Source organism: Azospirillum sp. UENF 112521, from assembly GCF_058780665.1.
This window is the reverse complement of sequence record NZ_JBSNCI010000009.1, coordinates 177,278-195,590: the sequence shown is the minus strand read 5'-3', so window position 1 is coordinate 195,590 and position 18,313 is coordinate 177,278. Positions and strand designations below refer to the sequence as shown.

Sequence of the window (18,313 nt, the reverse complement as noted above, 5' to 3'; positions counted from 1 at the left end):
GACGCGGGCCGGCCCCATAAGCACAGTAGAAAAGCTGTCCCTTACGCCGCGTGGTCGGTGATGAAGCCGGTGGCGGTGCCCAGGTTGGCGTTGTCGTGGGTCAGGTGCAGCAGGAAGTTCTCCGTGCCGTCGTTGGTGTTGGTGCCGTTGATGTGGACGGACACCGTCTTGGTGGTCTCGCCCGGCTGGAAGGTCAGGCTGCCATGGGCGGCGGTGTAGTCGGTGCCGGCCTTGGCGGTGCCGTCCTCGGTCGCGTACTCGATGGTGGTGGCGGTGGTGACCGCCTTGGCCAGCTGCACGGTGAACACCGCCTCGTCGCTGCCGGCGACGGTGCCGGAGTTGCCCGAGTTGGCGGCCAGACCGGCCTTGATGATGTTCATCTTGGTCGGATCGACGGTCTTGTAGTCGTTCTCCAGCAGGCCGCCGACGTCGCCCGATTCCGGGGTCCAGGCCCAGTAGGTCCAGTTCATGCCCTGCTGGCCGGCCGCCAGGTCGCTTTTGCCGTCCAGGTTCCAGTCGCCGTTCATGTACTTGATCAGCGTGCTGGCCCAGGTCTGCTCGGCGGCGCTGGTCATCTGGCCGCCGAACTCGCCGACCAGGATCGGGGCGATGTTGTTCTTGTAGATGTAGCCCCACATGCTGTCGTACTGGGCCGGCAGGTTGTCCGGATAGCTCGGATCCGACAGCCAGCTGAACTGCCCGACGCTCTGGCCGTAGGCGTGCGGCGAATAGACCAGCTTGTTGGGGGTGTCGAACTCGATGGGATGGTCCTTCACGCCGGCCAGCGTGCTGCTCCACTCCGTGCCCTCGACCAGCAGCAGCCAGTCCTTGTTGACGGTCTGGATCGAGTTGCCGATGCGCTCGGCCGCCGCGGCCCAGTCGGTGGCCTGGTTGCCGTCACCCCAGGTGGCGGACACGCTCGGCTCGTTGTGCAGGTCGGCGCCGATCACCGCCTTGTTGCCGGCATAATGCTCGGCCAGCATCTTCCAGTTTTCGATGACCTTCGATTCGGGGTTGTTGGCGGTGTACCACAGCCCGCTCTCGTTGGTGCCGGCGCCGCCGTCGTTGCGGTGGTGGTCGAGGATCACCTTGATGCCGCTCTTGCCGGCATAATCGATGACCTTGTCATAGACCTCCAGCCGGGTCAGGCCCTTCAGGTCCGGGTTCTTGGAATAGTCGATGCCGTTGGTGACCGCGGTGCTGTCGAACATGTCGTCGGCCCAGGTCAGGCGGATGACGTTGAAGCCCAGGTCCTTCATGCTGTCGATGTGGTGCTGGTAGCTGTCCGCCCACAGGCCCGACGGCACGTAGTTGTAGCCCTCGCCGCCGAACCAGTTGACGCCGGTCAGGCGGACGTTGTTGCCGCTCTCGTCGACGATCTGGTTGCCGTTGGTGTGCAGGAAGCCGTTGATCGAGCTGCTGCTCTGCACCATGCCCGGATCGGCCACCGTGACGTTGCCGACCTTCAGCGACAGCGAGGCGTCACCGCCCGCCGAACCGCCGGTGGAGCCGCCCGTCGCGCCGCCGGTGGCGGTGCCGCCCTTGCCGGCGTCGGTGGAGCCCCCCGTCGAACCGCCCGCCGAGCCGGTGGAGGCGGCGAAATGGCTGGCATCCAGCTTGGCAGTCAGCGTGGCGTCCCAATAGAGGTCGCTGGTGGCGCCCAGGTCGGCGCCGTCGATGGTGCGGTGGACCGACATGGCGGCGTCGGTGGCCGCCACGGTCTTGCCGTCGACGCTGACGCTGTGGACGAACAGGTTGCGGTCGGTGCCGTCGATGACGGCGTCGTTGTCGTACTTCACCTCGACCGAATGGGCGGTGCCCTGGGCCAGATCGGCGGTGAACTTGTAATCCTTGGCTTCCGAGCTGGTGGCCGTGCCTTCGCCGATCTGCTTGCCGTCGACCAGCACGGTGAAGTGCGCGCCGATGCCGCCCGCCTCGCTGCCGGCGGCGTTCACGGTGATGACGTTCTGCGCGGTGCCGGCGGCCGGAGCGGCAGGGGCGGCGGGAGCGGCGGTCTGGCCGCCGCCATAGTAGTTGGCGGGGGTGCTGAAGGTCAGCGCGCCGTCCCACCACATGGCTTCCTGGCCGGCCTGCGTCGGCGCCGGGGCGGCATCGTCATAGCGTTCGTAGATGGCGTCGGTCGGCTTCAGCGTGTGGCCGTTGACCTCGATCGACTGGACGTAGAGGTCGCGATTGGCGCTGTTCGCGGTGTCGTTGTCGTAAACGACCTGAATCTTGTGCGCCGTGTTGGCTGCAAGGTCGGCGGTGAAGCTGTATGCCTTCGACGAGGCGTCGGCCGCATTGGCCGAACCGACCTCCTGACCATCCACCAGCAGCTTGAAATGCGCCGCGACGCCATCCTGGGACTGGCCGTAGGCGTTGACGACAATCTTGCTCGGCGAGGTGGTCGTGCTCATGACTTCGATCCTATGTCCGTTGCGTTGAAGCCATGCTGGGGCTTCAATGGTTAACGAAACCTTTCCAAATCCGGTTAACTTTTCTCGAACCTTGTGGCAAATTTGGCCCAGATCGTCACAAGCCCGGTCAAGGCCCCCGCAACAGGCCGGCGAACTATATCCCATCATGGTCACAGGATTTGCGATCCTGTACACAGTCTTCTTTTGAAATAGCCAATATCCACTTTGAATCACATCATATTGGAAAGTTGATCTCGAAAGACATAGACGGATTCACTCGGGGACACAACCATAATCGCGCATCATTCTTTCAAAAATTCCGCGGGATGATGCCAGATGTAAGCCGGATATACTGATCCATCCGGGGACTGGATTGATAGAAACCTAGCACGCAGAATTACAGCCACCGGGGTAAGACGAATTCGCATCAGACCTTTTTCACCCGCAAAAAAGTTAATGCTCGTGAGACCACAGCGGCCTGCGGGCAAAGCGTTAAGAGATTTTTTATAAGCTTATATTCCTTTTGGACAGCAACGACCGGTCAGCCGCATGCCGGCCGCGAGTGCGGACCGGCTCAGGGGACGCCGTCCGGAATAGCCGGGATGAGGGCGGCAGCCTGACGTTCCCGGGCGCATCCGCTCCTGGACAGTTCCTCCTTCACCGTCGCCCTGTCCGTCCCGCTGCGGTTCTGGCTCATCTTCCGCTTGGCGTCGATCCGGGCGATGGGCAGCCGCACACCGACGATGCCGCGCAACTGCGCGTCGACGAAGTCGGGCGGGGCATCGCCGACGGCCCAGGGCTGCGGGCGCGAGGACTCGTGACGGTCGGTCAGCCGCGTGACGACATCGAGCAGCCGGTCGGCATCCTCGAAGAACTCGACCGGGCCATAGGCGTGGACCGCGACGTAATTCCAGGTCGGAACGACCTTTCCGTCCCGGCTCTTGCCCTCGTACCAGGACGGGGTGACATAGGCGTCCGGCCCCATGAAGATCGCCAGGGCCTCCGCCACCGGCGTCTCCCTCCATTGAGAATTCGCTTTCGCCACATGCCCGTAGAGCGTGCCCATCCCGCCCTCGTCGGCAGCGAGGAACAGGGGCAGGGGAGTACACAGCAGCCCGCCGGCCGTGGTCGTCACCAGATTGGCGAGCCCGACGGCCCGCATCGTCTCATGGATGAAGGGCAGATCGGTTTCGCGGAACGCGGCTGGGATATACATGCAGGCCTCTTGGTCAAGCTGGAGTTCGGGATGGAGTTTCCGTGAAAACTGGCCCACACTGAACAGCCAGTTCTGATCTTTTTGACCGGTCCAGTCGATGCCCACGCTTCCGCAGCCGGATGGGGTCAGGACCATCGCGTCCCGAATCGTCGACGCGATCAGGGCCCAGATCGCCAACGCCGTTTATCCGCCCGGCTCGCGCCTGCCGTCGTCGCGCGCTCTCGCCGCCGACCTCGGCGTGTCCCGCGCGACGGTTACGGCCGCCTATGAACAACTCGCCGCCGAGGGCTATCTGGAGGTGAGGCAGGGCGCAAGGCCACAGGTGCCGAAGGGCCTGAAACTGGATGGCCTGAGCCCGAATGACCTGAAACCCGACGGGCTGAAAACGGAACGGCCGGTGCCACCGGACACCGGCGCGCCACCACCCCGGCTTTCGGAGTTCGGGCGCCGGCTGGCCGGCCTTCCCATGCAGCATCTCCCCGGCCCCGATGCGCCCGTCATCGACTTCCGCTATGGCGAACTCGCCGCGTCGGACTTCCCGACCCTCACCTGGAAGCGGGCCGTCGACGCCGCCATCCTGTGCCGTCCATCCCGCCTGCGCTATGGCGATCCGTCCGGCTCGCCCGAACTCCGCTCGGCCCTGCAAGCCTATCTTTGGCGGGCCCGGGGGCTGCGCTGCGATCCCGACCAGATCATCGTGGTGAACGGATCGCAGCAGGGTCTCGACCTGAGCGTGCGGCTTCTGCTCGATCCCGGAGAGCCGGCGATCATCGAGAATCCGTGCTATGCGGCGGCCCGGGACATCCTCACCGCCACCGGCGCGCGGCTGATCCCGCAGATGGTGGATCGGGAAGGCATGCGCACGGAGCGGCTGCCGCCCGCCCGTCTGGCCTATGTGACGCCGTCGCACCAGTTCCCGCTCGGCAGCGTCATGACCATCAGCCGCCGCCAGGATCTGCTGGCCTGGGCGCGGGCCTGCGGGGCCACTGTCATCGAGGACGACTATGACGGCGAACACCGCTTCGACGTCGCCCCCATCCCCACCCTGCAAACCCTGGATAGAGCCAGAAGCGTCATCTATCTTGGCACGGTGTCGAAGACGCTCTCGCCGGCCTTGCGGCTCGGCTATCTCGTGGTTCCGCGGCCGTTGATCCAGTCCTTCCGCGCGGCGAAGCGGCTGGCGGACCGCCACACGCCGGCCCTGGAGCAGAGCGCCCTGACGGAACTGCTCGCCAGCGGCGCCTATGAACGGCACGTCCGGCGGGTGCGGCGGCGCAACGGCGAACGGCGCGCCGCTCTGCTGGCAGCCTTGCGGACAAGGTTCGGCGATGGGGTCAGGGTGGACGGCGCCGAGGCCGGGCTGCATGTCGTCGCCTGGCTCACCCGCTTTCCGCTGGAGCGGGAGGCCATGATCGTGTCGGCGGCACGGGCGGCGGGTGTGGGCGTCTACCCCATCACCCCGCTCTACGACACGTCAGCCCTTTCCGGCCGACCGGATTCCGACCGTCCGCACCATCCCGGTCTGGTGATCGGCTATGCCGGCCTGGATGGCCGTGAGATCGCCCAGGGTATCGAAAGGCTGGGCGCCGCCCTCGAAATCTTGGCCTGAACCCTGGTCGAACGGTCTCCACACTCCCACAACTCCGGCCGATGAGGGCGCGCCGGTCAGCGCGCCTCGACCATGCCGATGAACTGCGCCAGTTCCGGCGTGGCCGGCCGGTCGAACAGCTCGGCCGGCGGTCCCTGTTCGGCGATGCGGCCGCCATGCATGAAGACCAGCCGGTCGCAGACCTCGCGGGCGAAGCGCATCTCGTGCGTCACCAGGATCAGCGTCATGCCCTCCTCGGCCAGCTTGCGCACCACCCCCAGCACCTCGGCCACCAGCTCAGGGTCGAGGGCGGAAGTGATCTCGTCGCACAGCAGAACCTTGGGCGCCATCGCCAGCGACCGCGCGATGGCGACGCGCTGCTGCTGGCCGCCCGACAGCTGCGACGGATAGGCGTCGAACTTGTGGCCCAGCCCGACCTTGGCCAGCGCCGATTCCGCGGCGGCGCGGGTGGCGGCCTTGTCCTGCTTCTTCACCACCTTCAGCGCCAGCATCACATTCTCGCCGGCGGTCAGATGGGGGAACAGGTTGAACTGCTGGAACACCATGCCGACCTTCTGGCGCAGCGCGCGCAGGTCGATCTGGCCGGGATCGACGCATTCGCCGTCAACCTCGATGACGCCGCCGTCGATGCGCTCCAGCCCGTTGATGCTGCGCAGAAGCGTGCTCTTGCCCGATCCGCTGCGGCCGATCATGGCGACGACCTGTCCCTCCTCGACCGCCATGTCGACGCCCTTCAGCACCTCCACCGGGCCGAAGGATTTGCGGATGGCCGACAGCTTCACCAGGGGCCGGACGGTGGCGGACGTGTTAACGGGCGACATTGAGCTTCCTTTCCAGCGCCTTGGCCGACAGCGACAGCGGGTAGCACAGGGCGAAATAGATCAGCCCGACCAGCCCATAGACCAGGAAGGGCTGGAAGGTGGCGTTGGTGATCATGGTCCCGGCCTTCGTCACCTCGACGAAGCCGATGATCGAGGTCACCGCAGTGCCCTTCACCACCTGCACCGAGAAGCCGACGGTCGGCGGCACGGCGATGCGCAGGGCCTGCGGCAGGATGACGTGGCGCATCTGCTCAGGGAATGTCATGGCGAGGCTGGCCGAGGCCTCCCACTGGCCCTTCGGCACCGCCTCGACGCAGCCGCGCCAGATCTCGGCGAGATAGGCGGCGGTGAACAAAGTCAGCGCGACGGCGGCCGAGGTCCAGGCCGAGGTCTCGATGCCGATCAGCGGCAGGGCGAAGAAGACGATGAACAGCTGCATCAGCAGCGGCGTGCCCTGGAACACCTCGATGAACAGCTTCGCCGCGATGCGCAGCGGCGGCACCGGCGACACGCGGGCGACCAGCAGCAGCAGCCCGGCGATCCCGCCGGAGACGAAGGCGATCAGCGACAGCAGCACCGTCCAGCGCGCCGCCAGCAGCAGGTTGGACAGGATGTCCCACAGGGTGAAGTTAAGCACGCGACACCCCCTTGGCGAACATCCGCTGCCCCATCAGGCTGAAGATCCAGCGCAACCCCACCGCCAGCGCCAGATACAGCGCGGTCGCCAGGAAATAGACCTCGAAGGGCCGGAAATTGCGGGATTGGATGAAGTTGGCGGCGAAGCTCAGCTCCTCCGCCGCGATCTGCGAGCAGACCGACGAGCCCAGCATGACGATGACGATCTGGCTGGTCAGCGCCGGCCAGATCTTCGCCATCGCCGGCCCCAGCACGACGTAACGGAAGATCTGCGGCCCGGTCATGCCCAGGCTGGCCCCGGCCTCGATCTGGCCCTTCGGCGTCGCCTCGATGCCGGCGCGGATGATCTCGGTCGAATAGGCGCCGAGATTGATCACCATCGCCAGCACCGCCGCCTGCCATTCCGCCAGCCGGATGCCCAGCGAGGGCAGCCCGAAGAAGATGAAGAACAGCTGGACCAGGAAGGGCGTGTTGCGGATCAACTCGACATAGGCGCCGACGACGACCGCCAGCGGCTTGACGCTGGAGGTCCGTGCCGCCGCCCCGCCGATGCCGAGCGCCACCCCCAGCACCGTGCTGACCGCGGTCAGCGCCACGGTGGTCGCCACCCCGTCCACCAGCACGGGCGTGTAGTCCAGCAGGGACGAGAAATCGAAACTGTAGGCCATGATACGGTCCCGTGCCGGTGGAAGGGTCAGGCGATCACAGAATCCTTCGGCAGCGGCGCGTGCAGCCACTTCTTGGCGATGTCGTTCAGCGAGCCGTCGTCCTTCGCCTTGGCGATGATGGCGTTGACCTTCTCCAGCAGCGGCCCCTCGTTCTTGTTCAGCCCGACGAAGCAGGGGGAATTCTTGACCAGGAACTTCAGGATCGGCTGGCGCGGCGGGTTGCGCTCGAAGATGGCGGCGGCGACCACGTTGCCGGTGGCGACCAGCTGCACCTGCCCCGACAGGAAGGCGGAGATGGTGCCGTTGTTGTCCTCGTAACGGCGGACGGTCACCTTGTCCGACACGATCTTCGACAGCTCGATGTCCTCGACCGAGCCGCGGGTGACGCCGACGGTCTTGCCGTCCAGATCCTCGACCTTCTCGGCCTTGATGTCGTCGGGGCCGAAGACGCCGTTGTAGAAGGGGGCGTAGGCGGTGGAGAAGTCGATGACCTTCTCGCGCTCCGCATTCTTGCCCAGGCTGGAGATCACCAGATCGACCTTGCCGGTGGTCAGGTAGGGGATGCGGTTGGTGCTGGTCACCGGCACCAGCTCCACCTTGGCGCCCATCTCCTTGGCGATCAGGGTGGCGGCGTCGATGTCGTAGCCGACCGGCTTCAGGTCGGTGCCGACCGAGCCGAAGGGCGGGAAGTCCTGCGGGACGGCGACGCGCAGCACCTTTTCCTTGGCGATGCGCTCAAGCGCGTCGGCTTTTGCATGGGTCGGGGCAAGACCGCCGGCCAGAACCGCCGTGGCAAGGCCGAGAGCACCCAGAATCTTCGCGAACCGCATGGCACCTGATCTCCGAACCGAAAGACGATGACCCTCCTTTTCAAACCATGTGCCACTTTCGTCCTACGCATTCAGGTGTGCCGCAAAGGCGCGGGAATGTTACGCTTATCCCGCCAACGCAAGGAGACGTTACAAATGTAACACCGCTTTGGTTGCAGCCCCGGAATCCATTTTTTGTGCAAATGCCGAAGCCCAGAGGCGATCAGCCCATGAAACAGGCAATTCACGCCGCACAGGCCCCGGATGGTCCGGAGGCAGGCGAACCGTCGCTGACCGCCCGCATCCGCGACCGCTATGGCGACCTCAGCCCTATGGAGCGACAGCTCGCCGATGTGATCCTCGCCTGTCCGGGCGAGCTGTCGGGCTATTCGGCGACCGAGCTGGCCGGCCGGGCCGGCGTGTCGAAGATGACGGTGTCGCGTCTGGTCCGCCGGCTCGGCTATGCCGGCTTCGAGGCGGCGCGTCTGGCCGCCCGGCGCGGCGGCGACTGGGGCTCGCCGCTGTTCCTGCTGCCGCCCGGCGGCCCGGCCTCCGCATCGTCGGCGGTCTCCGACGGCGATCCGGCGCCGCTCGACGCGCATTTCCGGCGCAGCGCAGAGGCGCTCGCCGCCACCGCCCGCCAGACCGACCCGGCGATGCTGGCGCGGGCGGCCCGCGCGCTCGCCGACGCCCGGCGCATCTGGGTCTGCGGCGCCCGCAACAGCGCCTTCCTGGCCGGCTATGCCCGCTGGCAGTTCATCCAGGTCCGCGGCGAGGTCCACCAGCTGGCGGCAACCGGCGAGACGATGGCGGAGACGCTGGCCGATCTGGAGCCCGGCGATCTCAATCCGGGCGACCTGCTGTTCCTGGTCGGCATCCGCCGCCGTCCGCCGGCCATCGTCCGCCTGCTGCGCATCGCGGGGGAGCGCGGCATCCCCACCATCCTGATCGCCGACAGCCATTCAGCCCTGGAGGCCCCGCCGCCGCCGCTGACCTTCCGCTGCGAGACGCGCAGCCTCGCCGCCCTCGACACCCATGTCGCCGCCCTGGCGGTGATCCACGCGCTCGCCGCCGAGCTGATCCCGCTGACCGGCGAGGCCGGCCGCGCCCGCATCCGCGCCATCGAGGATCTGCATGACCGGCTTGGCGAATTGTGAGTCTGTTGCCCCGGCTGCGGTCGGATAGCATCCACCGGAGACGCGTTTCACGGTCGGGAGCAGGGCGATGGCTTGGTTGCGGTGGGACCGCGGCCGCCAGGAGAATGGCGGCAGGGACTATTTCAAGATGCTGCTGGCCCGTTCGGCCCGGCTGCGCTTCGACTGCTATCTGCTGCGCTATCCGACGACCAGCGGCCTGGACGAGCATGTCGACCCGGCACCCGACGGCTTCGAGCACCACCGCGTCAACATCATCCTGCGCCAGCCGGCGTCGGGCGGCCTGTTCCTGTGCGACGAGGCGATCGTCGACCGGCCCCGCATCAAGTATTTCCGCCCGGACCTCCATCCGCACCGCGTGACCGAGGGGGTCGGCGAGCGGCTGGTCCTGTCCTTCGGCTGGCTGCGCAAAGCGCCCAGCACAGGAAAGAATGCCGAAATATAATTTCCGTTGAAGGAATGATCATTATTCGACCTGCTTCGTCATTGTACTCCCAAAAGGATTCCGGTTTCTCGTCGACTTTCCAACCCTGCGGAACCTGCTGTTTTCGCGAGGAACCTTTGCTGCCGGCATGATGTTCAAGGCGTGAAGAGTATCCGATATCCACAGTCCGGGATTGGTCATTTGCGATCCCGGACATCGGCGGCTCCAGTCTTTTGCGTCCCCTCCAGGCTTTAAGGACCTTGAGCATGATCACACAGCACGGTGCCTACTCATCGCCCGAAACGGGACCACGCCGCACGGTCCTTGCCACCGATGTGGAGGTGAGGCCGGGCGTCCACCGCCGCGTCTCCTGGGCCGGCGTCTTTGCCGGCGTCGTCCTGGCCCTGGCGATCCAGCTGCTGCTCAGCATGCTCGGGCTGGGCATCGGCATGACGGCCATCGACCCCGGCGCCGGGCGCGACGCTCTGCCGCAGGCCAGTTCCTTCGGGATCAGCGCCGGGCTGTGGTGGACGGTCAGCTATATGCTGGCGCTCGGCGTCGGCGGCTATGTCGCGGCCCGGCTCGCCGGGGTGCCGACCCGCGGCGACGGGCTGATCCACGGCCTGCTGACCTGGGCCTTCGCGCTGCTGATCAGCGCCTATCTCGTCACCACCACGCTGGGCAGCATCACCGGCGGCGCGTTCAACGCGCTGGGCAGCGCCACCTCGGGCGTCGCCCAGACGGTGAAGCAGGCGGTCCCCGAGGTCGCCCGCGCCTCCGGTGTGTCGGCCGAGGATCTGCGCCGGCAGGCCGAGGATCTGATGCGCCCGGCCGACCAGCAGCGCAGCGGCGAGGACGCCCGCACGCAGCTGCTCAGCGCCCTGACCAAGATGGCCGCCGGCGGTCCCGAGGCCGACCAGGCGCGCCAGCAGGCGGTCTCCATCGTCGCCCAGCAGGCCGGCATTCCCGAGGATCAGGCCCGCCAGCGTCTCCAGCAGCTTGAGCAGCAGTTCGGGTCGGCCAAGCAGCAGGCGGCCGAGACGGCGACCAACGCCGCCAAGGCGACCAGCAACACCCTGTCCGCCGCCGGCATCTGGGGCACCGTCGCCCTGCTGCTCGGCGCGCTGGCCGCCGCGATCGGCGGCCGCATCGGCACCCCGCGGCGCGACCGCCTCGTCGTCGCCGACTGATCTTCGGTAACGGCCGGCAAAGCCGGCGTTAGAGCATCCTTAACCACGGGAATGGCATGACCTCTCCGACTGGAGGCCTCATGTCGTTCCTGTGGTTCTGCACTTGCGCCTATCTGCTCGTCGGCATCGTCGGCCTGCTGGAGGCGGACATCCGGGTCAGGCCCGGCACTTCGCCGTCGGCGCTGCACATCGTCCGCTCGGCGCTTCTCTTCGCCCTGACCCATCCGGCCGATGCGGCGATGCGGTGGCTGCTGGCCAGGGCGCGCGGCTGACCGCGCTGCGGTGCCGCAGGGCGGCGGCCGCCCGCCGTTTCATCCCCCATCCCCTGCCTGCCGCCTTGCTTTCCGGCGCCAATCGCGACACCCTGGTATGGCACGCGAACGGCCGACGGGCTTCCCGAAGGGGTTGCCCGTCGCCGCCGTTCGTGCCGCTGACCAGTCACCCCGCCGTCCTCTCATGGTGGCCGCCCCGGCGGCGCACCGGACGGCCCAGCCAAAAGAGGACGGCCCCCGCGGCCGGAACCATATGCGCCGTCATCGCCGCGCCAAGATCGTCGCCACCGTCGGACCGGCCAGCAACTCGCCCGAGATGCTGAAGACCCTGTTCCTCGCCGGTGTCGACACCTTCCGGCTGAACTTCAGCCATGGCACCCACGACGACCACGCCAAGGTCCACCGCGCCATCCGCGAGCTGGAGGCCGAGGTCGGCCGCCCCATCGGCATCCTTCAGGATCTCCAGGGTCCGAAGATCCGCGTCGGCACCATCCGCGACGGCAAGATCGCCGTCACCACCGGCGAGCAGATCCGCTTCGTGCTCCAGGGGACCGACGGCGACAAGCGCTCCATCCCGCTGCCGCACCCGGAAATCTTCGCCGCCATCATGCCGGGCCACCATCTGCTGATCGACGACGGCCGCGTCCGCGTCGAGGTGACCGAACTGGGCGACGACTGGATCGAGGCGAAGGTCGTCGTCGGCGGCACCATCTCCAACCGCAAGGGCGTCAACCTGCCGGGCACCATCCTGGACCTGTCGCCGCTGACGGCCAAGGACCGCGCCGACCTCGCCTTCGGGCTGGAGCTGGGCGTCGACTGGGTCGCCATGTCCTTCGTGCAGAAGCCGGGCGACATCCTGGAAGGCCGCGGCCTGATCGGCGACCGCGCCGGCATCATGGCGAAGATCGAGAAGCCGCAGGCGCTGGAGAAGATCGACGACATCATCCGCCTGTCCGACGCGGTGATGGTGGCGCGCGGCGACCTCGGCGTCGAAATCCCGCACGAGGACGTGCCCGGCCGCCAGAAGGAGCTGGTGCGCGCCTGCCGCCTCGCGGTGAAGCCGGTGATCGTCGCCACCCAGATGCTCGATTCGATGGTCTCCGCCCCGACCCCGACACGGGCCGAGGCGTCGGACGTGGCGACCGCCATCTATGACGGCGCCGACGCGGTGATGCTGTCGGCCGAATCGGCGTCGGGCCAGTATCCGGTCGAGGCGGTGACGATGATGGACCGCATCATCCGCTCCACCGAGCAGCACAAGCTCTACCGCTCGCTGATCCAGGCGACCCATCCGGGCGAGGAGCACACGCCGCCCCACGCGGTGGCCGCCGCCGCCGCCGATCTGGCCGACACCCTGCATTCCTCGGCCATCGTCGCCTTCACCTCCAGCGGCACCACCGCGGCGCGCATCGCCCGCAAGCGGCCGGAGGTGCCGATCCTGGCGATCACCCCCGACACGGCGGTGTCGCGCCGGCTCTGCCTGCTGTGGGGCGCCCACAGCGTGCTGTCCGACGACATCCGCACCTACGAGGAGATGGTCGACCGCGCCATCGCCATCGGGCGCTCGGAGGAACTGGCCGGCAAGACCGGCACCCTGGTGGTCGTCGCCGGCATCCCCTTCGCCCAGGCCGGCACCACCAACAACCTGCGCGTCATCCACATGGACGGCAAGGCGTAAGGCCGAAGCGGAGCGGCGGCACCCCCGCCGCTCCGCCGGCTTTTACCGTTCCATCTTCGTCGACAGCACGATGGACGACATCGTCCGCTCGACCCCCGGCAGGCGGCCGATGGCGTCCAGTGCGGCGTCCATCGCGTCATGGGTTTCGGTGCCGACGGTGGCGCACAAATCGTATTGCCCGCTGATGCTGTGCAGCCGGAGGACCTCCGGCATCTTGCGCAGGGCATGCACGGCGCGGTCGGCCAGCCGGGCGTTCACGCTGATCATCACCAGCGCCGACACGCCGCGCCGCGGCGCCGGATCGCCCAGCTTCACGGTATAGCCGGAAATCACGCCCTGCCGCTCCAGCCGGGCGATGCGGTCCTGCACGGTCGAGCGCGACAGCCCCAGCGCCCGCCCGAGCGCCGCCGTGCTGGTGCGGGCATTCACCGTCAACAGATCGATCAGCCGCCGGTCGAAATCGTCCATCATGGTCCGTCACGGGGGAAGGCACGCACAATCCCCTCTCCCCCCCGGGGAGAGGGTTAGGGTGAGGGGGGAGCATAGCGAGGATTCTCGGGATAGCCACGCAGTGCGTCCCCCTCACCCCGGCCCTCTCCCCAGGGGGGAGAGGGGGAATAGGCCCAGCCCCCCTTACCCCTCGCAGCCCGCCTGATAGCGCTTCATCGCCTCCCGGATGTCGTCCGGGATCGGCACGGCGGCGAAATCGTCCAGCGAGGTGGTGACCACGGTCAGGCTGCCCGACAGCCGGACCTGCCCCTCATGCTCGCCGTTGATGCGCAGCTGGAGGGAGCTGCGGCCCAGCCGTTCCAACAGGACGCCCAGCGTCAGCGTGTCGCCCATCCGGCTGGGAATGACGAAGTCGCATTCGGCATGCACGATGGGCAGGCCCAGCCGGCGCTGCAGGATCATCGTCGCATAGTCGATGTCCAGCCCCTGGGTGAACCAGTCCTCCACTGCCCCGTTGAACATGTCGAAATAGACCGGGAAATAGACGATGCCGGCCGGGTCGCAGTGGGAGAAGCGAATGGGCCGCTGCACCCGGAAACAGCCCGCCGGCAGGGGCCGGTGGCTGGCGTGGTCTTCGGCACGGCGCGTCCGCTCGCTGTACTCAGGCATCTCTCGGTCAATCCTTGTTCCGCTCCGGTCGCCTGACATATGGGGATGCCCGGTGCCTCGCGGTCGCCGCGTCTCGTTCCGGCGGCAAACAGTTGTAGCTATTCCAAACAATCCGGGAAAAGCACCTTTCGTTCAACGGCTTCCTTCATCAATAAGGGAAATCCGCAAGTTTCGTACCCAGCGCTGTTGCGGAAATGCTGCACTGCAATCACGACAACGGCCGCAACCGGCTCTCGGTCCGGATGTCCGCAATTTGTCGCGGATTCCGCTCTTTTTAGGGCAAACATCACACAAAGATCCCGCAACACCCCGCCATCCTGCGTCCCGCATCCGGGTTCAGGCCCAAAACGGACATCAGGCCCCGAAAGCCAGCCGCCCCAAGAGGCGGTCAAGGCTGGCGGGCACATCAGGCGAGGACACCGAACCGATGGCCACTTCCGCTACCAAGATCGTCGTGAACGCCCTGGGCAAGGCCGCAGGCGGCGTGAATGCCCATTTCACCCTGCTGGTCGACGGCCAGAAGGTGGGTGAAGGCACCGCCGGCACGACGGCGAAGGATTTCGTCTTCACGCCGGTGCTGACCAGCGACGTCGCGCACAAGGTGCAGATCAAGTACGACAACGACGCCGTCATCAACGGCCAGGACCGCAGCCTGACCGTCAACAGCATCTCGATCGGCGGCAAGACGATCGCGCCGACCGCCGGCATCGTCAGCTACGACAAGGGCGCGCTGGACGGCAAGGACGTCGTCGCCGGCCAGTCGAACCTGTGGTGGAACGGCACGCTGGTCGTCAACGCCGACAAGAGCTATTTCCCCACCGCCGTCACGGCGACGCCGGCCGCGGGCACGACGGCCAAGGACACCATCGTGGTGAACGCCTCCGGCACCCCGGCGGGCGGCGTCAACGCCCATTTCAAGGTGCTGGTCGACGGCAAGCAGATCGGCGAGGGCACCGCCGGCACCGCCGCCAAGGATTTCAGCTTCACCACCGACGTCGCCGACCGCGTCGCGCACAAGGTGCAGATCCAGTACGACAACGATGCGGTGATCAACGGCCAGGACCGCAGCCTGACCGTCAACAGCATCTCGATCAACGGCCACAAATACGCCGCGACCGACAGCGCCGTCACCTATGACAAGGGCGCGCTCGACGGCAAGGACGTGGTGGCCGGCCAGAAGGGCATGTGGTGGAACGGCACGCTGGTGGTGAACGCCCCGGCCTCCGATTTCCCGGCCGGCAGCACGACGACCCCGACCACCCCCACCACGCCGACGACTCCCACCACCCCGACCAACCCAACCCCGACCGGCCCGGCCTTCTACGTCGCCACCAACGGCAAGGACAGCTGGTCGGGCAAGCTGGCGGCGCCCAACGCCGACGGCACCGACGGTCCTTTCGCCAGCCTCGCCAAGGCGCAGGCGGCGATGCGCGCCGACCCCAACATCGACACCACCTACATCCGCGGCGGCGACTATCACCAGAGCGGCCTGTGGCTGGACAGCCGCGACAGCGGCGTGACCTTCGCCGGCTACGGCAGCGAGAAGGCGGTGATCCACGGCGGCTCCAACGCCAGCGTGTCCTTCGGCCTCGGCGGCGCCAAGAACGTCACCATCGAGGGGCTCAACTTCGCCGACGGCGTCGTCAGCGGCCATTACGTCTACGCCGACAACGCGTCCGGCCTGACCTTCTCCAACAACGTGGTCAAGGGCGGCGGCTACGGCATCACGGTGCAGAACAGCGCCAACAGCAAGGTCACCGGCAACCAGTTCGACAACACCGGTGCGGAGTCGATCTTCGTCAAGGCCGGCTCCAACGCCACGCTGGTCTCCGACAATCTGATCCGCCATCCGAACGCCGCCGACCGCGGCGACGCCGGCATCTGGATCAACGGCAGCTCCGACGTCAAGGTCACCCACAACCAGATCGAGAATTCGCCGGAGAAGGCCATCGCCGTCGGCTCGGTCCAGACGGACGGCAGCGACGCCGCCTACCGCGTGACCATCTCCTACAACAAGGTGATCAACGCCAACCTCGAGTCCAACGACGGCGGCGGCATCTACCTGATCAACCGCCAGCAGGATCTGGCCAACCACACCGTCATCAACAACGACGTGTCCGGCACCACCGCGACCAACCCGTCGAGCCAGGTGGCGAGCTGGGGCATCTATCTCGACGACTGGACCAGCGGCACCACGGTGAAGGGCAACGTCGTCCACGACAACATCGGCGGCGTCTTCCTGCATGGCGGCTGGAACAACACGGTCACCGAGAACGTGATCGCCGGCAACAGCGGCGCCCAGATCGGCCTCCAGCAGGATGTCGCCTGGAGCGGCTGGAAGGGCCACACGATGACCAGCAACGACATCTCGGGCAACGTCATCGACGTGCGCGAGGGCACGGCCGTCCACATCTACGGCCCGGCCAATGTCGGCAATCTCCACAACAACTTCTACAGCAGCCTGAACACCGCCGAGAAGGAGTTCGACGCCTGGCCGCAGGTGATGTCGAGCGGCGCCTGGGGCACGCTGGCGAACTGGCAGGCCGCCGGCTACGACAAGGGCTCGGTGATCCTGAACCCGGCCTTCGTCAATCCGGGTGCCGACGATTTCAGCCTGGCCTCGAACTCGCCGGTCTACGGCCTTGGCTTCGACCACATCGCCTACAGCGACATCGGCCTGTTGCACGCCTGATCCTGCTCCCCACCACAATATCCCCCTCTCCCCCCCGGGGAGAGGGTTAGGTCGGATCGACAATCACCTCAGCCAAATTGAGATGCTTGCGAGGCTGAGAAAGCCATTGAAGTGTATTTTCCTGCGGTCGTAGCGAGTGGCGAATCGCCTGAAGTGCTTGAGGCGGTTGAAACATCGCTCGATGCGGTTTCGATGTCTGTAGGCTTCGGCATCATGAGGAATGATGAGCTTGCGAGAGCGGTTGGAGGGGATGACGGCTTTGGCATTCATGGCGGCAATCGTCTCCCGCAAGGCATTGCTGTCATAGGCTTTGTCGGCGAGGACAGCGGCGCCGGACTGCCCTTCCAACAAGGCTTCGGCCTGAGTGATGTCGCCGACCTGTCCGGCGGTGACAATCAAGCGCAGAGGTCGGCCGAGCGCATCGGCCAGCATGTGGATCTTGGTGGTCAATCCTCCTCGGGAACGCCCCAGCGCCTGATCCTTGGCCCCCCTTTTCCGCTCGCCGCCTGCTGATGCGCACGCACGATCGTGCTATCGATCATCAGGTACTGGTTATCCCGGTCGGCAGTCAGCGCCTCGAACACCCGCTCCCAGACCCCGGCGTGGCACCAGCGGCTGAAACGGCGGTGGACCGTCTTCCACTTGCCATATCGTTCAGGCAGATCGCACCAGTGGGCGCCGGAACGGAGAACCCACAGGCAGCCATTGACGAACAGACGATTATCGCCACCCGAGCGGCCGGGATCGCCAACCTTGCCGGGCAGCAATCCTGAAATCCGTGCCCATTGGGAATCCGTCAGTTCGTAGCGTTTGATCCCCATCGACAGCTCCGCCTCAAAATAGCGGAAACCCATGAATCACAACTCAGTCCCGATGGGAACCATGAATGTCGATTGGGCCTAGGGTGAGGGGGACGCGTGGCGAGGATTTTCAAGAACCGCGCAGTCCCCGATTCCCCACCGAATCCACCTTGTGCATCCCCCTCACCCCGACCCTCTCCCCGGGGGAGAGGGGGAACCCGCCTCACAAGCGAAATTCTCTCCCCCCGGTCCTATCACCTGCGGCCGATAAGACACCGGCTGGAACCTTGGGTCTGACAGGGCGTTATGGCTTTCGAAAAGTCGCCCGATCCGACACCGGGCGTATCTTGAAGTAGAGACTCACCGCCCCAACCTGTCAGTCGTCATGCCGCCCCAGCCTTCAGAAAAGGAACGCGGGCGTCATCCTGATAAATACGCCGGATGACCCGCCCGCGACGCCGTTTCTGCACAGCGTCTTCAGGAGCGGCATGCCTCAGATCTGCCCGGCATTCGGCCGGCAGCCGGCCAATATAAGAGGAAACCATGGATCGCCGCGAAATCTGGATGAACGACCCGGAGCTGAAGGCCGCCTACGAGGCTCTCGGCCCCAACTTCCGCCGCGAGGTCGAGCAGGCGCAGAAGCGCCGCAGCCAGCAGACCCTGCAAGGCGCCGCCATCGCCTCGCGCGGCAACCGCTCCGCTTCGAGGTCCCAGCCGGTCACCGTCGTCCGCCGCTGACCCCGATCCTCACGCGTGCCCCCGGACCCAGCTGACCCCGGAGCGTGACCCCAGATCTGCATGACTGCCG

17 protein-coding genes are annotated in these 18,313 nt (G+C 66.6%); 8 read left to right on the top strand and 9 right to left on the bottom strand.

Going from position 1 to position 18,313, the window contains the following annotated elements:
- Positions 1–41: 41 nt before the first annotated feature.
- Together ACWPN8_RS32480 and ACWPN8_RS32475 are read right to left on the bottom strand one after the other, a co-directional pair.
- Entirely contained in the window at positions 42–2,417 is a 2,376-nt protein-coding gene (locus ACWPN8_RS32480) for a cellulase family glycosylhydrolase (protein WP_492243783.1), read from the bottom strand.
- A gap of 574 nt (positions 2,418–2,991) precedes the next feature.
- The gene (locus ACWPN8_RS32475; protein ID WP_492243782.1) at positions 2,992–3,633 is read right to left on the bottom strand and encodes an FMN-binding negative transcriptional regulator; all 642 of its coding nucleotides are present in this window, start codon (positions 3,631–3,633) and stop codon (positions 2,992–2,994) included.
- 97 nt (positions 3,634–3,730) lie between these two features.
- On the opposite strand from ACWPN8_RS32475, the gene pdxR reads away from it, so the two are divergent.
- Positions 3,731–5,242 (top strand): MocR-like pyridoxine biosynthesis transcription factor PdxR, encoded by a 1,512-nt coding sequence (gene pdxR / locus ACWPN8_RS32470; RefSeq protein ID WP_492243781.1) that lies wholly within the window; start codon positions 3,731–3,733, stop codon positions 5,240–5,242.
- A gap of 56 nt (positions 5,243–5,298) precedes the next feature.
- Here pdxR and ACWPN8_RS32465 read toward each other — a convergent pair whose 3' ends face one another.
- From ACWPN8_RS32465 to ACWPN8_RS32450, 4 genes are read right to left on the bottom strand one after another with little or no spacing between them, the layout of a single operon-like run.
- Positions 5,299–6,063, bottom strand: coding sequence for an amino acid ABC transporter ATP-binding protein (locus ACWPN8_RS32465; protein WP_492243780.1), 765 nt, complete (start codon positions 6,061–6,063; stop codon positions 5,299–5,301).
- Positions 6,050–6,700, bottom strand: a complete 651-nt coding sequence (locus ACWPN8_RS32460; RefSeq protein ID WP_455180616.1) for an amino acid ABC transporter permease — start codon at positions 6,698–6,700, stop codon at positions 6,050–6,052. Before ACWPN8_RS32460 ends, ACWPN8_RS32465 begins: the two co-directional genes overlap by 14 nt.
- Positions 6,693–7,367: an amino acid ABC transporter permease gene (locus tag ACWPN8_RS32455; RefSeq protein WP_098735605.1), complete on the bottom strand. Its 675-nt coding sequence runs from the start codon at positions 7,365–7,367 to the stop codon at positions 6,693–6,695. Before ACWPN8_RS32455 ends, ACWPN8_RS32460 begins: the two co-directional genes overlap by 8 nt.
- A 26-nt stretch (positions 7,368–7,393) precedes the next feature.
- On the bottom strand, positions 7,394–8,197 hold the full coding sequence (locus ACWPN8_RS32450; protein ID WP_492243779.1) for a transporter substrate-binding domain-containing protein: 804 nt from the start codon (positions 8,195–8,197) through the stop codon (positions 7,394–7,396).
- Between the two features lie 209 nt (positions 8,198–8,406).
- Between ACWPN8_RS32450 and ACWPN8_RS32445 the strand changes: the two genes are divergently transcribed.
- The 5 genes from ACWPN8_RS32445 to pyk all read left to right on the top strand — a co-directional run bounded on the left by ACWPN8_RS32445 (position 8,407) and on the right by pyk (position 12,894).
- Positions 8,407–9,333: a MurR/RpiR family transcriptional regulator gene (locus ACWPN8_RS32445; RefSeq protein WP_492243778.1), complete on the top strand. Its 927-nt coding sequence runs from the start codon at positions 8,407–8,409 to the stop codon at positions 9,331–9,333.
- A 67-nt stretch (positions 9,334–9,400) separates the two neighbouring features.
- Complete coding sequence (locus ACWPN8_RS32440) at positions 9,401–9,775, top strand: hypothetical protein (protein WP_492243777.1); 375 nt, start codon at positions 9,401–9,403, stop codon at positions 9,773–9,775.
- 245 nt (positions 9,776–10,020) lie between these two features.
- Entirely contained in the window at positions 10,021–10,944 is a 924-nt protein-coding gene (locus ACWPN8_RS32435) for a hypothetical protein (protein WP_492243776.1), read from the top strand.
- Between the two features lie 80 nt (positions 10,945–11,024).
- A complete protein-coding gene (locus tag ACWPN8_RS32430) occupies positions 11,025–11,216 on the top strand; it encodes a hypothetical protein (RefSeq protein WP_109449302.1) in 192 nt (63 codons plus the stop codon).
- Between the two features lie 253 nt (positions 11,217–11,469).
- Positions 11,470–12,894, top strand: a complete 1,425-nt coding sequence (gene pyk / locus ACWPN8_RS32425; protein WP_109449300.1) for a pyruvate kinase — start codon at positions 11,470–11,472, stop codon at positions 12,892–12,894.
- A gap of 42 nt (positions 12,895–12,936) precedes the next feature.
- On the opposite strand, the gene ACWPN8_RS32420 is transcribed toward pyk, so the two are convergent.
- Together ACWPN8_RS32420 and ACWPN8_RS32415 are read right to left on the bottom strand one after the other, a co-directional pair.
- The gene (locus tag ACWPN8_RS32420) at positions 12,937–13,365 is read right to left on the bottom strand and encodes an Lrp/AsnC family transcriptional regulator (RefSeq protein WP_247873144.1); all 429 of its coding nucleotides are present in this window, start codon (positions 13,363–13,365) and stop codon (positions 12,937–12,939) included.
- A gap of 162 nt (positions 13,366–13,527) precedes the next feature.
- Positions 13,528–14,013, bottom strand: coding sequence for an acyl-CoA thioesterase (locus ACWPN8_RS32415; protein ID WP_247873143.1), 486 nt, complete (start codon positions 14,011–14,013; stop codon positions 13,528–13,530).
- Positions 14,014–14,440: 427 nt separating this feature from the next.
- Here ACWPN8_RS32415 and ACWPN8_RS32410 point away from each other — a divergent pair, with 427 nt between their 5' ends.
- On the top strand, positions 14,441–16,705 hold the full coding sequence (locus ACWPN8_RS32410; protein ID WP_492243775.1) for a carbohydrate-binding domain-containing protein: 2,265 nt from the start codon (positions 14,441–14,443) through the stop codon (positions 16,703–16,705).
- Positions 16,706–16,768: 63 nt separating this feature from the next.
- Here the strand turns inward: ACWPN8_RS32410 and ACWPN8_RS32405 are convergent.
- A protein-coding gene (locus tag ACWPN8_RS32405; RefSeq protein ID WP_492241372.1) for an IS5 family transposase occupies positions 16,769–17,526 on the bottom strand; the annotation gives its coding sequence in 2 pieces (ribosomal slippage) (positions 16,769–17,202 and positions 17,202–17,526; 759 coding nt in all).
- 522 nt (positions 17,527–18,048) lie between these two features.
- On the opposite strand from ACWPN8_RS32405, the gene ACWPN8_RS32400 reads away from it, so the two are divergent.
- Positions 18,049–18,243 carry a hypothetical protein gene (locus ACWPN8_RS32400; RefSeq protein WP_109449296.1) on the top strand — a complete coding sequence of 65 codons (195 nt, stop codon included), beginning with the start codon at positions 18,049–18,051 and terminating at the stop codon, positions 18,241–18,243.
- Positions 18,244–18,313 lie beyond the last annotated feature (70 nt).